The following is a 19634-nucleotide window of genomic DNA, read 5'->3' as shown; positions in this document are numbered from 1 at the left end:
GGTTCCCGACGAGTGCGCTAAATGTGCGGTGCCTTCAAGAGATTGACCGACGCTCGCATATACTCCAAATTGCACTCAGCCTCCGGGGGCACAGCGTTTCAGTGTCGCCAGGCTTGTTTTCCTGGTTCATTGACGGGGCGTTGCCGGCACTGCCACTATTCTCGAACTGGACGGGCGCGGCGACCATGCGCGGCCTGATTTCAATGACGGAAGAGAATGTGCCCGATTTTAAATAGGGGAGTGAAAGATGAGCACGGTGCTCGAGACCCGACCCGGCGCGGCAGAGGAGCCGGAGCGCAAGGCGACGTCGCACACAGCTGTACTCGACCCGGAACGCCGCAAGGACACCGGCCTTAAGTCGGGCCTGATTGCGGAGAAGGATGCTCTGTACATGGCGTACTACCAAGGCACGGTTTTCCACGGACACCCATCGCTGTCTTCCCTGCGCCTCGGCAACGAGGATGTCTTTTATGAAGTTGCGCTTCACGGGAAGGTGTATCGCGCGCTCGCGCGGCCTGTGCCCGGCCAGAGTCCGCGAACCGCCACCCGCGACCTGAAATACGGGCTTGCACGCGCGTGCTCGGAAGGCCTTCAGAGGGATGGCTGGCTGCTCGAGCCACCGACCGCCATACCGAACACGCCGCGCGCGCTGGTGCACGAGCTTCAGCACTTCACTGGCCTTACCGTCGACGATATCGTCGACAACGCGTACAGCATCCTGAACTATCGTCGCCACCACAGCGCGCAGTATCCCGATACGATGGAGCCGAAGGGATACAGCTTCAAAGAACTGTTTCTGATGTCGGTCGACACAGACGGCACCCTGAAGACCCTCTATGAAACCCCCTCTGGTGTGTACCCGGAAAAGTGGACAAACTTCCTGCGGGTGCTCGACCGCAAGGAGTGTGAACCGCTTCGGCAGTACGCCGTCTCGGGCATGGCAGTCGGAGAATATGGGGAAGCCGGTGCAACGGCCATCCGCGAGGCATTGCACCTGCGTGACGGTGGGCTTCGCGCGGTTCCGCCGGCGTCGTACATGCCTTTTATGGAGCGCTTTCCCCTAGCCGACCACCAGAAGCTCGAACGCACCGTGGGCGGACAGCGACGATAACCGTGCACTGGGCGGAATCTCGCCAAGCCCAACACTGCGTTCGAAACGCCTCCCACCCAGCAGAAGAGCCGGAGCGCATGGCGACACCGCATACGGCCGTACTCAAGCTCGGAGCGGCGGTAGAACTGCTTGCAAACCAATGGCCACAAGCTACCCGGAAGGGGCGGTCGAGTGGCTCCTGACTCAGGTCTGAGCGAGATTGATTCGACCGGGCCCAGACACCGACGACCGTAATTCAACCAGGGCCGTAATTTCGAATCCTTCAGAGTCGAAGTAGCTGCCGCTGGACGTACTTCACTACCTGGTGAGCCCAGCGTCTCGCGCGACACTCACCACTTCGACGAGACGCAACTCGCTCAGTTCGTGCGCAAGGGTTCACGCTAGCGTTCGAAGTGGCATCCTTGCAGCGCGCTCAGCGTCCCGCAGTGCACGACTTTTATGACACAACAAGCTCGGTCGCCTTCACACTTGAGCGCGCCCTGATACTCGGCAGTATCGTCCAGTTCATCTTGAGTAGCCAGATTACATGAAGACCCGTGCTCCCCAGGCACAAAAAGTAAAAAGCCCCTCAGACTCTCGTCGCGAGGGGCTTCCTTTCCGGCGGTCCGGTTTAGACCGCGGCGTCCTTCAGCTTCTTCAGCGGGCGCACTTTCAGACGCACTGAAGCGGGCTTTGCGGCAAACCATTTTTCCTCGCCCGTGAACGGGTCCTTGCCGAAGCGTTTCTTCTTTGCCGGCACGTCCTGAGCAACAACCTTCAGCAGACCCGGCAGCGTGAACTCCTTCGCACCCTTCTTGTGGACCGATGCGAGCACTGTTTCTTCCAGCGCGGCCATCAATGCCTTCGCCGCTTTCGGCTCGACACCTGCGCGCTCGGCAAGATGGGTAGCAAGCGAAGCCTTCGTGAACGAATCCTTGATGGGCTTCAGCGGCGTGGCTGCGACCGCCTTCTTGGTGGCAGGAGTCGCCGCCTTCTTTACCGTCGGCGCCTTCGCCTTTTTCTCGACCGGGGTCGTCACCTTCTTCGGAGCCGGCTTTGCTGCAGCTTTCGTTGCCATAGATTCCTCGTCATTGGTCAAAGGTTGGCCCGGGGCCCTTGCCTTTGCGTAGTCACCGACAATGCGCAAAGGTCCAAATCCTCAGGCTCGGACTAGCGTAGCAATTCGCATTTCAATCCGCAACGGGTGAGACCCTAAAACAAGGGGTTTTGTGCAGAAGGAACACAAAAACGGCGACCTGTACCCCTCCAGAGGAGGCTGTGCTCACGAAAACGGCTACGCGACAGGGTTTGACGCAGGGCAAGGGGGTGTAAGCCACTCGTGCGGGTCCAGCGTCGGGTGCCGGAATCGGCAATGATGCATGCGAGCGCCTAAGGTGATTGGTGTTTGCCGAAGGATATTTATTGGGCGACAAACATGAATGGCGATTTCTACGACTGGAATGCACCGTGCAAAGCATCGACTTGGATGCGTCACAAGTCATAGCGCCTGCGAAACTATCTCGTCCTGTTGGAGACGTTGCGTGCGTCGCCCCTTGAAGACAGTTCTGCTATTTGAACCTTCCGCCAATGCTCCTCAAGACGTAATCGACAACAGCTAGCGGACGGTCGATACGCATGGCATAGTGCGGACATCTCAAAGGGAGAGAAAAAATGACAATTTTGGAATCTATGCAGGCAAAAATTAAGAAGCTTGAGCAGCAAGCCGAGGCTCTGATTGCGAAACAGTCATCGGGCGTCATCGAGAAAATTCGCAAGCTGATGGCAGAACACGGCCTGACGGCTGCGGATATTGATGGGCACGCTGGCGGCAAGGTGCGCGCGAAGAAGGTCGGAGCCAAGGCTGTCGGCAAAGGGGGCACTGCCGCGGTCAAGTATCGGGACCCGAAGAGTGGCGCGACGTGGACCGGACATGGCCGGGCACCCCAGTGGATTGCAAGCGAAAAAAATCGCGGTAAATTCCTTGTTGATGGAGGTAAGGCGATGCCGGCACCTGTAAGCAAAGCGAAGGCTGCTGGCAATTACGTCCGCGGTCCGCAGCCTGCGCTTTATCGTGACCCAAAGAGTGGCGCGACCTGGAGCGGGCGTGGGCGTGCGCCGACGTGGATTGCTAAAGCCAAAGACCGAAGCAAATTTTTGATTGCAGGTGGTGCTGAATTGACTGTTGCCGCGACGGCCAGTGCTGTGAGCAAGGCGAAGGCTGTCGGCAGAAAGATGGCGTCGAAGTCGGGCGGTGCGACTGCGGGCAAGGGGCAGCCAAAAGGTCCGCAGCCGGCCAAATATCGCGACCCGAAGTCTGGCGCTACCTGGAGCGGACGCGGTTCGGCGCCGGCGTGGCTTGCTGGTGCCAAAGACCGTTCGAAGTTTTTAATTGATGGCGTTAGCGGAGTTGCGGATTCTGCCGCTGCTAGCAAGCCGAAAGCCGTCGCGAAGAAGCCCGCGACAACGACTGCGGTGGCGAAGAAGGCGCCGGTGAAGAAATTGGTTGGCGCCAAAAAGGCGGTTACGAAGTTGCCTGTCGCAACCGCGCCAGAAGCTGTGACTGCTCAAGCGACCGCGTAAGCCAGGGCACAGAGCTCGCTTTTCGTTGCGTCGGGACGCGCGATTAACGGGGTCTACCGCGAATGCGCCCGCAGTGCGTCCAGACGCGCGGCGCATTTTGCGTTCGAGCCACCGCGCTTGTAAGCCTGCGCAGCCTTTGCACTGTCTGGAACGACGTCGCCGGGAGCACTTCTGTCCCGGTGCCCCTCCCAGTACAAACCAAGGTTGTACGCGGCTGACCGGTGTCCAAGCTCCAAGGCCGTGGCATACATGTCCTTGGCCATCTCAAGGTCGGCGTCCATGCCACGACCAAGCCGCGCACTGTCCGCAATAGCGCTGCCGCCATGCCGCGCAGCGGCTCGCTCGCGGTATCGTCCTTCAGCACGTCGCCCAGAATGACGTGTCCGCCCTCATAATCCGCAGGCCTACCTGTCTCCGTGACAAGAGACAGTGCAAGCGCGACCCGGAGGGAGGGATGCCGGCCAGGGCCAACCCGTTCCAGCAGTCGCCGGCCGAGATAGGGCGCGCCCAGCAACGGACTGGTGAGCAGGCCATTCGCAATGGCCGCGATAGATTCAAGTGAAAGAAATCCGACCTTGTTTGCCGACACAACGTGCCGGAAGAACCTTTCCACGTCGAGTGACGGGTCGCACTGGCGAAGTTGTGACCACTCGCGTTCAATCTGGCCCAACCAGCTGGAATCTACCGACATCAGATTTCGCGTCCTATGGTGAGTGATGAGGACGATGATACCTCACCGCTATTGTCGCCTGATAGCCCACGAACGCAATCGGATGCCGTTCGAAGTCGACGACCAGCCGTTTGAAAAGAGCCCCGCGTTAGCGTGGCAACGATGGCTCCGGCCCGTGCCAACATCGACCCATGTTTCTCCTCACGACGTCAGTCAATGGGACCTGCGCAGATGCCGCGCCGCTGTGAAAGTCTTGATGTACCCTTCGGCACCTCTGACATTTTTGGCCAAGGCCTCCTGTCGCTCAGCTTCGGCCAGACCGGCTGCGCCTGAACCGCCAATTTCTGACAACGATTTATGCGATTATGTCGCGCAGCGCGTCAGCCAGAATCACGGTTGCTGGGATAACCTGCAAGTGGCCAGCGATTTGTTGGCCTGTCCGACCATTTGAATCTGGGCGGTCGGCAGCAAAATCAGAATCGGGAGAACGAAATCGGCAGAGTCGATTTGGGGACCAGATGGAAGGGATTATTGTCGAGCCGGCAGACACGTCGGAAGAGCCGCCTTGCGTCCAGATTAAAGCCACGCTCGCTAGCAAAATAAATCTGGCAGATTGTCAGAATGCCATTTCGGTTGTCCACGAGCTTCCGCTCGCCAATGAGACCGCCGATGACATCAAAGAGTTACGGCTCACTGCCTCTTCAGAGCCGTCGTTTTTCAGGCCGAAGACCTAGCTGGTCTATGGCCGTGCGCCGCTGGACACCACACGCCGATCAGTACACGCGTTTGCACTCGGCGCTCGGCGACCTCCGCCGTCAGGCCACGCGCGGCAATTTAGGCAGCCTTGTCGTATTGCGGCGCGAGGCGGGGAAATAATGTCCAGGCATTGCCGTGGTTAACCGATTTGCGCTCGGCGACACTGAAACCTTCGTAGGCGTTCAGTTGCGCAGTGAAAGTGCCAGCGATATCTGCTGAGACATACGGGAAATCGCTGCCGAAGAGAATCCGCTCGGTTCCGGCGAAGGCCTTGAGCGCCGGTAGCGCGACTGGACTCGCCGACAAGGCGGTGTCGAAATAGAAACGCCTGAATTTCGCGAGGATGTCGGCCGGACTATCGGCGTCGGGTCGGAAGACTCGAGCGAGTTGGGCGAAGCGATGCGACGCGTATGGAAGAAATCCGCTCGCGTGCGCGAGAATGATACGGACGTGTCGGTATCGGTCGATGACTCCGTTTTGCACGAGTTGTACGGCAGCGCGTGTCGTGTCGAACGGGTAATCGACCATCGGGGCGGCGACAGCGTCGAGTCACGGAATCTGCGGTAAACCAGGATGCACGAAGACAACTGCGCTGCGGCGGTCGAGCTCAGCCCAAAGCGGTTCAAAAGTTGGATCCGCAAGATATTTCCCTTCGTAGTTCGACAGCAGGACCACACCGTCGGCTCGGAGCTTGTCTAGCGCGTATTCAATCTCATAAAGTGCGCCATCGACGTCAGGGAGAGGAAGTGTTGCGAAGTGCCCGAAACGGGCGGGTCGCTTGACCACGAGGTCTGCCGTATATTCGTTTACGCGTCGGGACATCGTTCGACGCTCTGCTGGCTTCCACGCTGCGACGCTTGGCGCCGTCAAGGACAGGATGCCAGTAGCGATCTGTTGAGAATCCATCAGGTCGACAGCGCTTTGTGGCGACCATCGAGGAATGACGGTGCCTGACTGATCGCCGCCATTTGATGGAAGTTCATCCGCCCAGAAGGGCGGGACGACGTGCTGGTGAACATCAATGCGACGAGCCGCGCTCATAAATTGCTCCGTATGCTTGAAGAATGATTGGGTGAGCGACGGAAAAGCCAAGGGTGCGACTTCTCCGTCGACATGGATCAGAACGGGTAGTTGGGGAGCTGCGAGTGCACCGTGATCCATTGCCACTCGCTGAACTGGTCGGCATTGCTAGACGCGCCGTGGCCGAAGCCGTTTCCGGAAATGCCGAGGCCGCCAATCGGGCCATAAATCCCGTGCACCACGGTCTGATCGTTGATGTGGATCACTCCGGAATGCAGCGCATCGGCGACACGTTGGGCGCGGGCCAGGTCGGGAGAAACCACCGCCGCCGACAAGCCGTACTCGGTCGCATTGGCCAGTGCAATGGCTTCCTCGTCGGTGCGGAAGGTCGTGATCGCCGCCACCGGTCCGAAGATTTCCTGGGCGAAGGCCGTCATCCCGGCTGTCACTCCGGTGATGACGGTCGGCTCGAAGAACAGTCCATTGCGTGAGCCACCCGTCAGAAGCTTCGCTCCCTCGGCCACTGTCTGCGAGACGATCCGCTCGGCATTGGCGGCCTGGCGTTCGTTGATGATCGGCCCGACCTGGACCTTTGCGTCGAGGGGATTGCCGACGACGAGTGCGTTGGCCTTTTTCACCAGGGCTTCGACGTAGGCTTCGGCAATGTCCTCGTGTACCAGGTGACGGCCGGTGGTGAGACAGATCTGGCCTTGGTGGAAGAAGGAGCCCCACGCGCCAGCACTCGCTGCCGCCTCGATATCTGCATCGTCGAGCACGATGAAGGGATTGTTGCCGCCCAATTCCAGTGACACGCGCTTAAGCTGTCCGCTGGCGACCGAGCCGACTTCGCGGCCGACACGGCTGGAACCCGTAAAGCTGACCATATTGATAAGCGGTTCTTTGACCAGTGCGGCACCGGTCTCCGCAGCGCCCGGCAGGACGTGGAACAATCCTTTGGGTAAGCCAGCTTCTTCAAATACCCTGGCAAAAGCCACGCCGCCGATAATCGGCGATTGCACGTCGGGCTTCAGCAAGACGGCGTTGCCCATCGCTAGTGCCGGGGCGATCGCCCGCACGCCCAGGATGAAGGGCGAGTTCCACGGCGTAATAATGCCGATCACGCCGAGCGGAATTCGCCGAGCGATGCTCTGAAAGCCCGCCTCCATCGTTTGGGTCAGGATGCCTATGGGCTGACTCCCGAGCGCGGCTGCCTCCAGAAGCTCGCGTGCGGTGACGTGCACCTCCCACTGTGCTTTGGCGCGAATCGAACCGGTCTCGCGGACCAGCTGTTCGGCCAGCTCGTCGGCGTGCGACAGCACGAGGCGGGCAGCCTCCCTTAGCACATCGCCACGCTGCGGCCCTGCCAGTTTGGCCCAAGCCTTTTGCGCCTCGCGTGCCGATGCGGCGGCAGCCGCGATGTCCTCGGCGGACGCGATGCCGATCGTGCCGAGCTTTGCGCCCGTGGCTTTTTCCGTCACATCCTCGGTGCCGAGGCCTGGGTGCTTCCATCCGTTGCTGTAGATTTTTTCTTTCCACACGTGTGTGGGCGTCAGCAATGCTGTGCCAGTCATTCTTGCTTCTCCAAAGGATAGTTACTCAGACATGATCGCCATGTACTGAAAAGTAATATGGAGCCGTCTACAAAATCAGGTTGTTAAGAAGTCCGTCTTTCGGACAGGTTTATGCAGCCGTTAAATGCCGCACACATGACGTGTCGCCGCAGCGCAGATTCAAGCGGAAAGTTTTGCCGCGATGCGTTCGGCCACCATGATGGTCGTCACGTTCGTCGGGGCCGACGGGATGTCGGGAATAATCGATGCATCGACAACCCGCAGCGTTTCGACGCCGCGCACCTTGCCCCACCCGTCGACCACAGCGGTCGGATCGGCTTCGGTGCCCATTGGCACGGTCGAGGTAGGGTGCAGATAAGCCGCGACGTTCGAAACGATGTTTGCCCTGAGCGCTTTGTCGTCGATGGTGTTGCCCGGCGCCATCTCATGGTCGATTACGTCCAGGAAGGGTGCGGAACGGCCAATCTGGCGGGACAGCTGCACGGCTTCGACGAGCCGGTCGAGATCGTTCTGGTCATCGAAGAAGTTGTAGCGAATGTCCGGCGCGGCGCGTGGGTTGCGGCTCGAGAGCCGCAACTGACCAATCGACTTCGGCAGCGTCACCGCACAAGCCAGAACGATCGCGCCACCGGTGGGGCTGACCTTTGGGTCGATAAGATGCGTGCCCGAGATCTGCAGGTCGAGATCGCCGGGGCCCGCGCTCTGCGAGCGCGTCCATACCAGCGCGCCGGCAGCGGGCTGCATGGCGTTTGATTCGCGCTTGAGTGCGTAAACGTTGTAGAAGAACGGATGATCCTGCAGGCGGTTGCCCACCGGAAGGTCGGCGACGGTTGCAATGCCGAATTCGGAGAGGTGCGCAGCAGGCCCAATGCCCGAGCGCATGAGAATCGCCGGGCTGCCGAAAGCCCCCGACGCGAGAATAACTTCACCGGCGGACAGAACGTGACCGTCGACCAATTTGACGCCCACGGCACGCTTACCTTCGAAAACCACGCGATCCACTTCGGCACCGCCCTGGATCGTCAGATTGGGACGTGCACGCACGGCGGCCGTGAGGTAGGCCATGCCCGTATTGATGCGCACGCCATCGACGACGTTGAGCGTGTAGGGGCCGGCACCGTGCTGGTCCGCGCCATTGAAGTCCGATACGTGCTTCAGCCCCAGCGTTTGCGCGCCGTCAACGAAAGCTCGCATCGACGGTGTGTTTTCCGCGGCGGTACGCTGCCGGATCGGAAATGGCCCGTTACGTCCGTGCCAGGCGTCGTCGCCGGAGGGCGTGTTTTCCATCGACTTGTAGGCGGCCAGCACGTCCTCCCACGACCATCCTTCGATGCCGCGTTTGGCCCAGCGCGCGAAATCGGCCTGCCGGGCGCGAATTGCGACGGCGGCATTGACCGCCGAGCTGCCGCCGACCACGCGGCCTCGTGGCACCGGAATGTTGTGGCCGAGACTGGCAGCGTCATCCGTGTGGTAATGCCAGTCATAGGCTGGCGAGCCCGCGACGATATTGGCGTCCTTCACTACCTGAGGGTAGTCGTTCGGCGCGAAGTTCGGTCCCGCTTCCAGCAGCAGAACGCGGCGCCGCGAGTCTGCGCTCAGGCGCGTCGCGAGGACGGCTCCAGCCGAGCCTCCGCCAACGATCAGGATATCAAAATGCTTCGTCGATTTTGACAGTCGACCAGACCCGGTGTTTCCAGATTGCTTTTCCACCCCCAAGGCTGATGTGGTACCGGTAACCGTACCGACTGCGGCAACTGCCGCTGCTGCGCCTGTAATGAGGACTTCACGTCTGGACATCTTCATTGTTGTACTCCTGAACACGTTTGCGGCGCTTCAAGCGCTCGATGAGCCGATCAATCGATATCGAACGGCTGTGTGCTCAGAATGGGCCAGCTTCAGCGAGACAACAAGATGACTTGCCTGGACCTCAGGTCCAATGAGATGGACGATGCGACTTTACGCGATGACCAGTGGGATGCGCTCAGCCAGGAAGTCGAGAAATGCGCGAACGGAGGGCAGCATGCCATGGCGAAACGGGATGACTGCCGTGATACTGGCTTCGCCGGCCAGCCAGTCGGGCAAGACCCGCTGGAGTGTGCCGGATCGCAGGTCTTCGGCGCAGACATAGGCGGGCAAGGCAACGATGCCGAGCCCGTCCTGCGCGGCCTGCTTGAGGGTGACGATGTCATTGCCGGCCAGACGGGGTTTGAGCGGCACGACCGCTTCTCCGTTCACGGGGTGCTTGAGCTTCCAGGCCATTGGACTGTTGTGCCTCAACATGACCAGTGTGTCATGTCCGGCGAGGCTTTCTGGCGCGAGCGGCATGCCGTGGTGTTCGACGTAGCTGGGGGAGGCGAACAGGAACCAGGGCGCCGGTGCCAACGTGCGCTGCACGAGTGTGGAGTCGGACAGTGGACCGGTGTGTGAGCGCAGCGCGAGGTCATAGTTGCCGCCCGCGATGTCGACCTGCTCGTCGCTGATGTGCTGGATTACATTGATCTTCGGATACCGTTGAATGAAATCTGGGACTATCTGTCGCATGGCGAATAGTGAGGTTGCCACCGCGGTGGTGAAGCGAATCGTGCCGCTCGGCTCGGCCAGGCGCTCGCGCACGGCGCTTTCGGCGAAGTCCGCACGTTCCAGCATCGCAATTGCATGCCGGTAGAACACGTCGCCCGCATCGGTCATGCTGATTCTGCGTGAGGACCGGTTGACGAGCCGTACGCCGAGGGCTGCCTCGAGTTGCTGGAGGCGATGGCTTACCGTCGACTTCGGCACGTTCAGATTGCGGCTGGCGGCGGTGAGTCCCCCGCACTCCACAATGCGAACGAAATAGCGGAAGTCATTGAGATCAAGCATTGGCGCACCTTGCGAGTCCAGTGTGATAGACGGCGTCACTGTATACCGTTTGCCGATCCGCCGGATTTTTATCAAATCAGGAAGTGTGTGTGTTCGAAATGACGATTTTTACGGAACAGGACGACGGCTAGACTGGCCTCACTTACTCCCGCACATCGCGGGGCCCGTAGAACGCCAGACTATCCCGGAGGTAGCGTTGTGAAAGCGAACGCGAATCGAATTGTTGCCGTAGCCCTTGCCGCAGTCTTACTCGTTCCGACTGTAGCGTTCGCTCAGGCGGCGTCTGCCTTGACCCGTGATCAGGTCCGCGCGGAATTGCGTCAGCTCGAACAGGCTGGCTATGACCCTGCTGCCAACCACGACGCCCGTTACCCTGCGGATCTGCAGGTTGCCGAAGCCACGGTTGCCGCGCGTGACAACGCCGTTCAGGGTTCCGCCGCCGGCATGAGCTATGGCACATCGACGAGCGGCTTTTCGGAAGCGGGTACTGCGCAAAAACAGTCGTCAGTTTCTAAGTAGGTCTGTGTCGACCGTCGCGTCGGCTGGCTACGAGACGGTCGTGCCGCTCTCCGCGAGGAAGATCGATCCGGTGGTGACACGCGCCTCGTCCGAGGCCAGAAACAGCGCAGCGTAGGCGATGTCGATGGGTTCCGCCGCGCCGAGCAGATTCTTCGCGTTAAGCTCGCGCATGCCCTGACTCACCCGCAGGCGTTCGATAACCCGTGGCGAAAGCGTAGTGGAGGGCGCGATTGCATTGACACGAATCCGGTCGGCCGCGTAGGTCACGGCAAGGGAGCGCGTCAACGCGGTGACCCCGCCCTTGGCCGACGTGTAGCAGTCTACGCCGGGCACCCCCATGAGCGCGACATTCGATACCATGTTGACGATCGCTCCGCTGCCATTCTTGCACATATGCGGTATCGCGAAGCGGCAACCAAGGAAGGTGCCCCACAAGTCAACTTTGATGACGCGCCAGAACTCTTCCAGATCAGCGTCAACTGCCGTGTTGTCGCGCGGCGTCGAGCCACCCGCGTTGTTATAGAGGATGTCGAGTTTGCCAAACTCGGCCACGGTTGCCTCGATCATGGCAGCAACACTATCGCTTTGCGTGACGTCGGTCGTTATCGCGATCGCCGTGCCTCCATCCGCTCGAACACCAGTGACGACCGCGGCGGCCGCAGCGGCGTCGATATCGGCCACCACGACACAAGCGCCTTCGCGGGCAAACAACTGCGCGGCGCTACGGCCGATGCCGCTTGCAGCGCCTGTGATGATCGCCACCTTGTTGCTGAGCCGGAGCATGTCAGAACCTCTCTTGTCGCTAACTGTGACGGGTACAAACAAACGTCATTGCGGTACGGGTGGCGTCTCAGGGGTGGCAGAAAAATGATGATGCGCGATCATCCATCGCCCGCTGCGCCGCACAAGAAGCCACGTGGTGCGTAAGGTGGTAGCCGACGGTTTGCCACTGATGAGCGTAAAGCGGAAGTTGCCGTAACCCTGAGCAAGAAACGCGTCAGGACCGAGCTCAGTGATTGCCTGTTCGACGAGTTCGAGTTGCGTCGAACTCAGCATGCCGATGTACGACGCGAAGTATCCACGCACGCCTTGCGTGCCGGTTGCCATGCCGGGTCGGCCCGCGAACATCGTGGCGTCGTCGCTATACAGTGCGGTCAGGCCGTCGACGTCCCAATGCAGCGCTGCAGCATTCCATGCGCTTTCTATCGAATGCAGCGCTTCGCCCGCAGCGCTGAGCACCTCTTTCACTGTGGTTTCTATAGTGGACATGCTTCTTGTCTTTTCAAAGGGGAGCGACAAACCGTGTCTGCATCACGCATGGTTCGGTCGCGATAGCCAGCGCACATTCATTTAACTTTGTGTTGACTCAAATGTCAATAGTTCGTCTAATGTGTCAAACAACAAGCGGTGCAGCACGCGAGTCCACGCGATCATTGAGTCAGGACGATCCCGCGAATCTTCCGCGCGCGCCGACAACGCATTCAGACAAACGGAGGAAGACATGAGCGACAACGAGAACGTGACCTGCGACGTGCTGGTGGTCGGCACCGGTGCGGGTGGTCTGGCGACGGCCATCACGGCAAAGAAGCAGGGGCTGAACGTCATAGTGGTCGAAAAACAGCCCGTATTCGGCGGCAGCACGGCGCTATCGGGTGGCTGGTTATGGGTGCCGAACAACCCGCTGGCACGCAGAGCCGGGATAGAAGACACGGTGGAGGCGGCCCGCGACTACGTCGAGCGCGAAGCCGGAAGGCACTTCGACGGGCCGCGAGTCGATGCTTTCCTCAGGCACGCGCCGGCCATGGTTGAGTTTTTCGAGCGCGAGACGGAGGTCAGGTTCACGCTCGGAGCGGCTTTTCCCGACTATCACGCGGAGACGCCCGGCGCTTCGCACGGCGGCAGACCGATCTGCGCTGAACCGTACGACGCCAATGAACTGGGCCCTCACGCAGCATTGCTGAGCCCGCCGATTCGCGGCATGACATTTGTCGGCCTCACCTTTGGCTCCGGGCCGGACATGCGGCACTTTCTGAATGCGCTGTATTCGGTGAATTCGGCCTGGTACACGGCCAAACGCCTTGTCAAATATGGCCGGGACCTGCTGCTTCACGGGCGGAGCATGAAGCTCTTCAACGGTGCCGCACTGGCCGCGCGCCTGTACAAGTCGGCGGTCCAACTCGACATCCCGATCTGGTTAAGTACGCCCGTGACAGATCTGCTCGATGAGGGCGGCCGCGTCTATGGTGCCGTGATCACGCACGAAGGGCAGGTGAAGCGGGTCCGGGCGACCCGCGGCGTCGTTCTCGCGACGGGAGGTTTTCCGGGCGATCTCGCACGCCGCGAGGCTGTGTTTCCACACGCGCCCAGTTCGGCGGAACACATCACGATGGCGCCGGCCACCAACACCGGCGACGGCCTGCGCCTCGCGGAGTCGATTGGCGCCGCCACCAACATGACGTACCCGCACCTCGGCTCGTGGATGCCGGTATCGCGTGTTCCACTTGGCAATGGCCGGGAAACCGCCATCACGCATATTCTGGATCGCGGCAAACCCGGCATCATCGCGGTGCGCGCTGACGGCCGGCGCTTTACCAATGAAGGTGCCAACTATCACGATTTCGGCGCCGCCATGATCGGCGAGACACCCGGGCAGCGTCAGGCTGTTTTTCTTGTCGCCGATCATCGGGCGGTGCGCAAATACGGCCTTGGATTTGCCAAACCGTTCCCTGTACCGCTCAGTCCTCACCTGCGCTCCGGTTATCTGTTGCGCGGTGCGACCATCGAGACATTGGCGAAACGTGCGGGGATCGACGCCGGTGGCCTCGTGCAGGCGATTCAGCAATTCAATCTGCACGCGCGCGACGGTCGCGATCCGGAGTTCCACAAGGGGGAGGCTGCCTACGACCGCTTCCAGGGCGATCCGCTGCATACGCCGAATCCATGTATTGGACCGCTCGACAAAGGGCCGTATTACGCCGTCCGGCTGATGCCCGGCGATATCGGCACGTTTGGCGGCCTGCGCACCGATACCCAAGGGCGTGTACTCGACGAGCAGCGCGAGCCGATTGCGGGGTTGTACGCCGTCGGGAACGACATGGCTAGCATCTTCGGCGGAAGCTATCCGGGCGGCGGATCAACCCTCGGGCCAGCGATGACGTTTGGCTATATCGTCGGTCGACATCTTGCCGGGATCGACGACTGACAGTGAAAAAGCCGTTTGCGTCCCCCGCAAACGGCTTTTTTTACCGATGGTGCCGGCGCAGTGGCCTTCAGGCCGCTCCGAACCGCGCTTACATGCAGTTCTCGAAATTGAAGAACGACTTGCGCCACTGCACGACTTTCACCTCCTGAAACAGACCGCCTTTGTTGAAAGGATCACCGGCGGCGAATGCCTCGGCAACGGACCTGTCGTCGGTATCGATGATGATGATGCCGCCGTGCGGCACGCCCTCTGGATCGAGCATGGCGCCACCCGCGAGCATCAGATGTTTTCGCTCGCTCAGGTAGGCGACATGTTGTGGCCGCAGTTCAGTGCGCAGCGCGCCGCTGCCGGGTTTGTCAAAAGTGAGCATGGCATAGGGCATGAAGCTTTTCTCCTTTAGATAGATGACCACGTAAGCATTGCGTGAATTCTACGATTGCGTCAAAAAATAAGCATACAAGTTAACCCTTGAAGCTAGCCTTTAACGTCGACCCCTCACGTTAACGCTTCGGGCATCAGGGTAAAAACGGACCATCGCTCGCTTGACGTTTTGACGATAGTGTCTAAATAATTTCATCAACGACAACAAAACATAAAATCAACTGGAGACACAGTCATGAACTTTCCTCCCTTCCTTGCGAGCATCGGTAGGTCTTGTGCCATACCGCTGATGGTGTCCGCAGCCCTGACCGCGGCATGGCCCGCTGCCGCCCAGTCGAATGGCCCGCTGAAGATCGGCGTGCTGACCGACATGTCGTCGGCCTATAGCGACCTGGCCGGTAAGTACTCGGTGGCCGCCGCGCAGATGGCGATCGAGGACTTCGGCGGCACGGTCAACGGCCACAAGATCGAACTGGTGACGGCCGACCATCAAATGAAGCCTGCCGTAGGCTCGGCCATCCTGACGCAGTGGTTCGATCGCGACAACATTGCCGCCGTATTCAGTCTCGCAGGTTCGTCCGTCGCGATGGCCGCCTCGGCGATTGCGAAGACGCGTCCAACGCGTACTGTGGTCTACACGATTGCCCAGACCTCTGATCTGAACGGCAAGGTGTGCCTACCGAATAGCATTCACTGGTCGCCCGATTTCTACGCGCTCGGTGTCCCGTCCACTCGCTATGTGAGCCAGAAGCTTGGCAAGGCGTGGTATGTCATGGTGCAGGATACCGCCGCCGGTACGCCTGCCTACAACGCCGCGATCGAGGGCATCAAGAGCGGCGGTGGGCGCCTCGCGGGTGAAGTGCGTGTGCCGGTTAATGCAGGCGACGTGTCGTCATTTGTGTTGCAGGCGCAGGCGTTGCGACCCACCAGCCTTGCGGTCGGCTTCGGCGGCACTGACATGGTCAACGTCGTCAAGGCGGCACACCAGTTCGGCATGACGCAGGGCGGCGTCACGCTGGTCGCAAACGGGGGTTTGTTCGCGACAGACATCAAGGCGATGGGACTCGACCAGGCGGCTGGCATTGTATTTGCCACGCCTTTCTATCCGGAGATGAATGCCGATGCACTCGCCTGGTCGAAGCGTTTCATGGCGAGAACGGGTGTTGTGCCCGCGTTTTCGCACGTCGCCGAGTATGAGGCCGTCACTCATTACCTCAAGGCAGTTCAGCAGACTAAAAGCGACGACGCCACGGTTGTCGTGCCAGCGATGAAAGCCATGCCGGTCAACTCCTTCGCTGTCAAGAACGGCCATATCCGCGCCGACACCGAATTGATCCGTCCGATGTACCTCGCGAGAGTGAAGGCGCCGTCGCAATCGAAATCGGTGTTCGACTATGCCGAATTGCTCGCCGTCGTACCGCCTGACGAAGCGTACTCACCGCTAGCGCGTAGCGAATGCCCGTTGGTGAGAAAGTGATTTCGGGGCTTACGTCAACGCTTTCTCCTGGCGCATCCGGCTCACGCTACGACATAGAGGTAACTTCATGAGTCAGTACATTCTCGAAGCACGGGGGCTCGTCAAGCAATTCGGCGGCCATCTCGCGGTGGGAGGCGTGGATCTGCGTATTGAACGGGGCCACATTCATGCGCTGATCGGGCCCAATGGGGCCGGCAAGACGACAGTATTCAACCTGCTGACAAAGTTCCTGCAACCGACCGCGGGCACCATCAGCTATCGCGACAACGACATTACGCATGCGCGGTCTGCCGAGGTTGCCCGTATGGGTATGGTGCGTTCGTTCCAGATCTCGGCGATCTTTCCGCACCTGACGGTGCTTGACAACCTGCGTCTTGCCCTACAACGCAAGCTCGGCACGGCGTTCCATTTCTGGCGCAACGAACGCAGCCTCGACGTACTCAACGAACGCGCGGAAGAACTGATCGCTGCAGTGGGCCTTGCCGACTACACGCACGCGGTAGCGGCCGACCTGTCGTATGGCCGCCGGCGCGCGCTCGAAATCGCCACAACGCTGTCGCTCGAGCCGGAGTTGCTACTGCTCGACGAGCCGATGGCCGGGCTCGGCCGGGAAGACATCGGCACCGTCTCGAACCTGATTGCCAAAGTCGGTGAACGCTATACGGTGCTGATGGTCGAGCACAACCTGTCCGTGGTCCAGGCATTGTCGAACCGGATCACCGTGATGGCGCGTGGCAAGGTGCTGGCCGAGGGGGCATACGCTGAGGTATCGAAAGATCCCGACGTTCGCGCCGCTTACATGGGGGCCGCCCATGACTGACGATACGACGCGCATCAAGACTGACGACGTTCTGCTGACAATACGGAACCTGCGTGCCTGGTATGGCGAATCACAGGTGTTGCATGGCATGAACTTTGAGATCGGACGTGGCGAGGTTGTCACGCTGCTTGGCCGCAACGGCGCAGGCAAATCGACGACGCTCAAGGCCATCATGGGCATCGTCGACCGTCGTGACGGTGAAATCCGGTTCGGCGGCCGCGAATGCACGACGCTGCCTTCTGAACGGATTGCTAAGCTGGGTATTGCCTATTGTCCGGAGGAGCGGGGGATCTATGCCAGCCTGACAGTCGGGGAGAACCTGCTGCTGCCGCCGGTGGTGGCCGACGGGGGCATGCCGGTCGACGAGATATACCAGATCTTCCCGAACCTGTACGAGCGCCGTCAGAGCCAGGGGACCTGCATGTCCGGCGGCGAACTGCAGATGCTCGCGATCGCCCGCATCCTGCGCACCGGAGCGCGGTTGTTGTTGCTCGATGAGCCAACCGAGGGTCTCGCCCCCGTCATTGTCGAGCAGATCGGGACGCTTATCGGCACCCTCAAACAACGCGGTTTCACCATCTTGCTGGTCGAGCAGAACGCTCACTTCGCAGCGGGCGTCGCAGATCGCCACTACATCGTCGAGCATGGTCGCGTGGTCGACATGATCCCGCGTGCCGCTTTCGACAGCAGTAGCCAGCGTGTCAATCAATACCTGTCGGTCTGAGGGCGGCGAGCCCCGGCATCGCAAGACATTTGATACGGACTAGGAGCAGAAGATGGACTCGTTACTCCAGGCTTTGCCGCCGCCCGCGGCGTTTTTCGGACAGTTGCTGATTGGTCTCATCAACGGTGGTTTTTACGCAATGCTTAGTCTCGGCCTTGCGGTGATCTTCGGCTTGCTCGGGATCGTGAACTTTGCGCATGGCGCGCAGTATATGCTGGGGGCGCTAGGCGCCTATGTGCTGCTCGACACATTCGGCCTCGGGTACTGGCCCACGCTAGTCATCGCTCCCGTTCTGGTCGGCGCATTCGGCATCGTGCTCGAACGCACGCTCCTCAAGCGCATGTATCGGCTCAATCACCTGTACGGCATGTTGCTCACGTTTGGTATGTCGCTCGTGATCGAGGGACTCGTACGCTACAAGTTCGGCTCGACGGGTGTTCCCTATCCGATACCGCCTTCGCTTGGCGCAGCGTGGAATCTCGGCTTCATCTTTCTTCCCGCTTACCGCGTGTGGGTGATCGGTGCGGCGCTGTCGGTCTGCCTCGCGACGTGGTACGTGATCGAGCGTACATCGCTCGGCGCGCACCTGCGGGCGGCGACCGAGAATCCCAGGCTGACCCGCGCGTTCGGCATCAACGTGCCGCGCCTGGTCACGCTGACTTATGGGTTCGGCGTGGGCCTCGCGGCACTCGCGGGCGTGATGGCCGCGCCGATTTACCAGGCCAACGCGCAGATGGGCTCGGACGTCATCATCGTCGTATTCGCGATCGTCGTGATAGGTGGCATGGGATCGATCATGGGGGCCATCATCTCGGGATTCGCACTCGGCGTGGCCGAAGGCCTGACGCGGGTCTTTTACCCCCAGGCCTCAACTACGGTCGTGTTCCTCATCATGGTCGTCGTGCTGCTGGTGCGACCGGCAGGACTCTTCGGCAATGCGTTGCTGACCAGCCAGGGGCAGGCGGTGCACTGCGAACCGACGCGGCCGTTTCTCTCGCCGGCCACAACGCACGTGCTGGTCCTGCTTTTGCTCGCACTCGGCCTCGTGGCGCCTGCGCTCATCTATCCGGTGTTCCTGATGAAGGTGTTGTGCTTCGCACTGTTTGCCAGCGCATTCAACCTGTTGCTTGGCTACGGCGGCCTGTTGTCGTTCGGTCATGCGGCTTTCTACGGCTTCGCCGGCTATGTGACCGCGCATTGCGTGAAGGAGTACGGCTTCGACCCGTTGCTCGGCGTGCTGGCCGGCGCGGCCGTTGCGGCGATGATGGGACTGGCGTTCGGCTTCGTCTCGATTCGCCGCCAAGGCATCTATTTCTCGATGGTGACGCTTGCGCTCGCACAGCTTGTCTACTTCTTTTCGTTGCAGGCGCCGTTCACACATGCCGACGAGGGCATCCAGGACGTGCCGCGCGGCATGCTGTTCGGGAGGATTGACCTCAGCAACACCACGGCGCTGTACTACTTCGTGTTCGTCATCTGCGTGGGTGGGCTGTGGGTCATCTATCGCGCAATTCATTCGCCGTTCGGTAACGTGCTGAAAGGCATCCGGGAGAACGAGCAGCGTGCAATCTCACTGGGCTACGAGACGCATTACTTCAAGCTGCTCACGTTCGTCCTGTCAGCGACGCTGGCCGGAGTGGCCGGTTCGCTCGATTCGTTGGTGTTCCAGCTCGCGTCGCTCAACAACGTTCACTGGTCGATGTCAGGACTCGCGATCCTGATGGCGATTCTGGGTGGCGTGGGCACGTTCTCTGGGCCGATCGTTGGCGCGGTCGTCGCGGCGGCGATGGAGAACTACCTGGCGGCGCTGGGCGCGTGGGTGACGGTTATTCAAGGCGCGATCTTTATGGTTTGTGTGCTGGTGTTCCGGCGCGGGATCGTGGGCGAAGCTGCCCGGTTGTTTAGTCGGCCCCCGCCGGTACCGCCGAAGGCGAACGAAGAACTCGTCGCCAAAACGTTGTAGAC

Annotated in this window: 16 protein-coding genes and 1 pseudogene; 9 read left to right on the top strand and 8 right to left on the bottom strand. The window is 60.5% G+C overall.

The window, feature by feature from the left end; genetic code table 11:
- Together P0D96_RS41270 and P0D96_RS41265 are read left to right on the top strand one after the other, a co-directional pair.
- On the top strand, window positions 1-236 hold a 236-nt coding region (locus P0D96_RS41270), incomplete at its 5' end, for a hypothetical protein (RefSeq protein ID WP_408319628.1).
- A gap of 11 nt (window positions 237-247) precedes the next feature.
- Window positions 248-1111 carry a hypothetical protein gene (locus P0D96_RS41265; protein ID WP_408319626.1) on the top strand — a complete coding sequence of 288 codons (864 nt, stop codon included), beginning with the start codon at window positions 248-250 and terminating at the stop codon, window positions 1109-1111.
- A 610-nt stretch (window positions 1112-1721) separates the two neighbouring features.
- Here the strand turns inward: P0D96_RS41265 and P0D96_RS41260 are convergent.
- A complete protein-coding gene (locus P0D96_RS41260) occupies window positions 1722-2168 on the bottom strand; it encodes an HU family DNA-binding protein (RefSeq protein WP_367840578.1) in 447 nt (148 codons plus the stop codon).
- 593 nt (window positions 2169-2761) lie between these two features.
- Between P0D96_RS41260 and P0D96_RS41255 the strand changes: the two genes are divergently transcribed.
- Window positions 2762-3670, top strand: a complete 909-nt coding sequence (locus tag P0D96_RS41255; RefSeq protein ID WP_408319624.1) for an H-NS family nucleoid-associated regulatory protein — start codon at window positions 2762-2764, stop codon at window positions 3668-3670.
- A gap of 1504 nt (window positions 3671-5174) precedes the next feature.
- On the opposite strand, the pseudogene P0D96_RS41250 reads toward P0D96_RS41255, so the two are convergent.
- The 4 genes and pseudogenes from P0D96_RS41250 to P0D96_RS41235 all read right to left on the bottom strand — a co-directional run bounded on the left by P0D96_RS41250 (window position 5175) and on the right by P0D96_RS41235 (window position 10546).
- Window positions 5175-6137, bottom strand: a pseudogene (locus P0D96_RS41250) (amidohydrolase family protein).
- A 77-nt stretch (window positions 6138-6214) separates the two neighbouring features.
- Entirely contained in the window at window positions 6215-7687 is a 1473-nt protein-coding gene (locus P0D96_RS41245) for a benzaldehyde dehydrogenase (protein ID WP_408319622.1), read from the bottom strand.
- Window positions 7688-7846: 159 nt separating this feature from the next.
- Window positions 7847-9490, bottom strand: coding sequence for a GMC family oxidoreductase (locus P0D96_RS41240; RefSeq protein ID WP_408319620.1), 1644 nt, complete (start codon window positions 9488-9490; stop codon window positions 7847-7849).
- Window positions 9491-9643: 153 nt separating this feature from the next.
- Window positions 9644-10546, bottom strand: coding sequence for a LysR substrate-binding domain-containing protein (locus P0D96_RS41235; RefSeq protein ID WP_408319618.1), 903 nt, complete (start codon window positions 10544-10546; stop codon window positions 9644-9646).
- Between the two features lie 198 nt (window positions 10547-10744).
- Here P0D96_RS41235 and P0D96_RS41230 point away from each other — a divergent pair, with 198 nt between their 5' ends.
- Window positions 10745-11065 carry a DUF4148 domain-containing protein gene (locus tag P0D96_RS41230; RefSeq protein ID WP_408280763.1) on the top strand — a complete coding sequence of 107 codons (321 nt, stop codon included), beginning with the start codon at window positions 10745-10747 and terminating at the stop codon, window positions 11063-11065.
- Between the two features lie 27 nt (window positions 11066-11092).
- Here P0D96_RS41230 and P0D96_RS41225 read toward each other — a convergent pair whose 3' ends face one another.
- Window positions 11093-11848: an SDR family NAD(P)-dependent oxidoreductase gene (locus P0D96_RS41225; protein WP_408319616.1), complete on the bottom strand. Its 756-nt coding sequence runs from the start codon at window positions 11846-11848 to the stop codon at window positions 11093-11095.
- 45 nt (window positions 11849-11893) lie between these two features.
- Window positions 11894-12334: a YybH family protein gene (locus tag P0D96_RS41220; RefSeq protein ID WP_408319614.1), complete on the bottom strand. Its 441-nt coding sequence runs from the start codon at window positions 12332-12334 to the stop codon at window positions 11894-11896.
- Between the two features lie 232 nt (window positions 12335-12566).
- Between P0D96_RS41220 and P0D96_RS41215 the strand changes: the two genes are divergently transcribed.
- Window positions 12567-14267 carry an FAD-dependent oxidoreductase gene (locus P0D96_RS41215; protein ID WP_408319612.1) on the top strand — a complete coding sequence of 567 codons (1701 nt, stop codon included), beginning with the start codon at window positions 12567-12569 and terminating at the stop codon, window positions 14265-14267.
- 88 nt (window positions 14268-14355) lie between these two features.
- Here the strand turns inward: P0D96_RS41215 and P0D96_RS41210 are convergent, their stop codons facing one another.
- A complete protein-coding gene (locus tag P0D96_RS41210; protein ID WP_408182548.1) occupies window positions 14356-14649 on the bottom strand; it encodes a YciI family protein in 294 nt (97 codons plus the stop codon).
- A 234-nt stretch (window positions 14650-14883) separates the two neighbouring features.
- On the opposite strand from P0D96_RS41210, the gene P0D96_RS41205 reads away from it, so the two are divergent.
- From P0D96_RS41205 to P0D96_RS41190, 4 genes are all read left to right on the top strand, one after another.
- Complete coding sequence (locus P0D96_RS41205) at window positions 14884-16125, top strand: ABC transporter substrate-binding protein (RefSeq protein WP_408319610.1); 1242 nt, start codon at window positions 14884-14886, stop codon at window positions 16123-16125.
- 67 nt (window positions 16126-16192) lie between these two features.
- Window positions 16193-16945 carry an ABC transporter ATP-binding protein gene (locus P0D96_RS41200; protein ID WP_408319608.1) on the top strand — a complete coding sequence of 251 codons (753 nt, stop codon included), beginning with the start codon at window positions 16193-16195 and terminating at the stop codon, window positions 16943-16945.
- Window positions 16938-17669, top strand: coding sequence for an ABC transporter ATP-binding protein (locus tag P0D96_RS41195; RefSeq protein WP_408182552.1), 732 nt, complete (start codon window positions 16938-16940; stop codon window positions 17667-17669). The genes P0D96_RS41200 and P0D96_RS41195 overlap by 8 nt, the downstream gene beginning before the upstream one ends.
- A gap of 52 nt (window positions 17670-17721) precedes the next feature.
- The gene (locus P0D96_RS41190) at window positions 17722-19632 is read left to right on the top strand and encodes an ABC transporter permease (protein ID WP_408182553.1); all 1911 of its coding nucleotides are present in this window, start codon (window positions 17722-17724) and stop codon (window positions 19630-19632) included.
- Window positions 19633-19634 lie beyond the last annotated feature (2 nt).

The organism is Paraburkholderia sp. RL17-347-BIC-D, assembly GCF_046027915.1.
In the GTDB taxonomy this organism is placed as follows: Bacteria; Pseudomonadota; Gammaproteobacteria; order Burkholderiales; family Burkholderiaceae; genus Paraburkholderia.
Note: the sequence above shows the minus strand (reverse complement) of the source record. Positions and strands in the feature narration are given on the sequence as shown.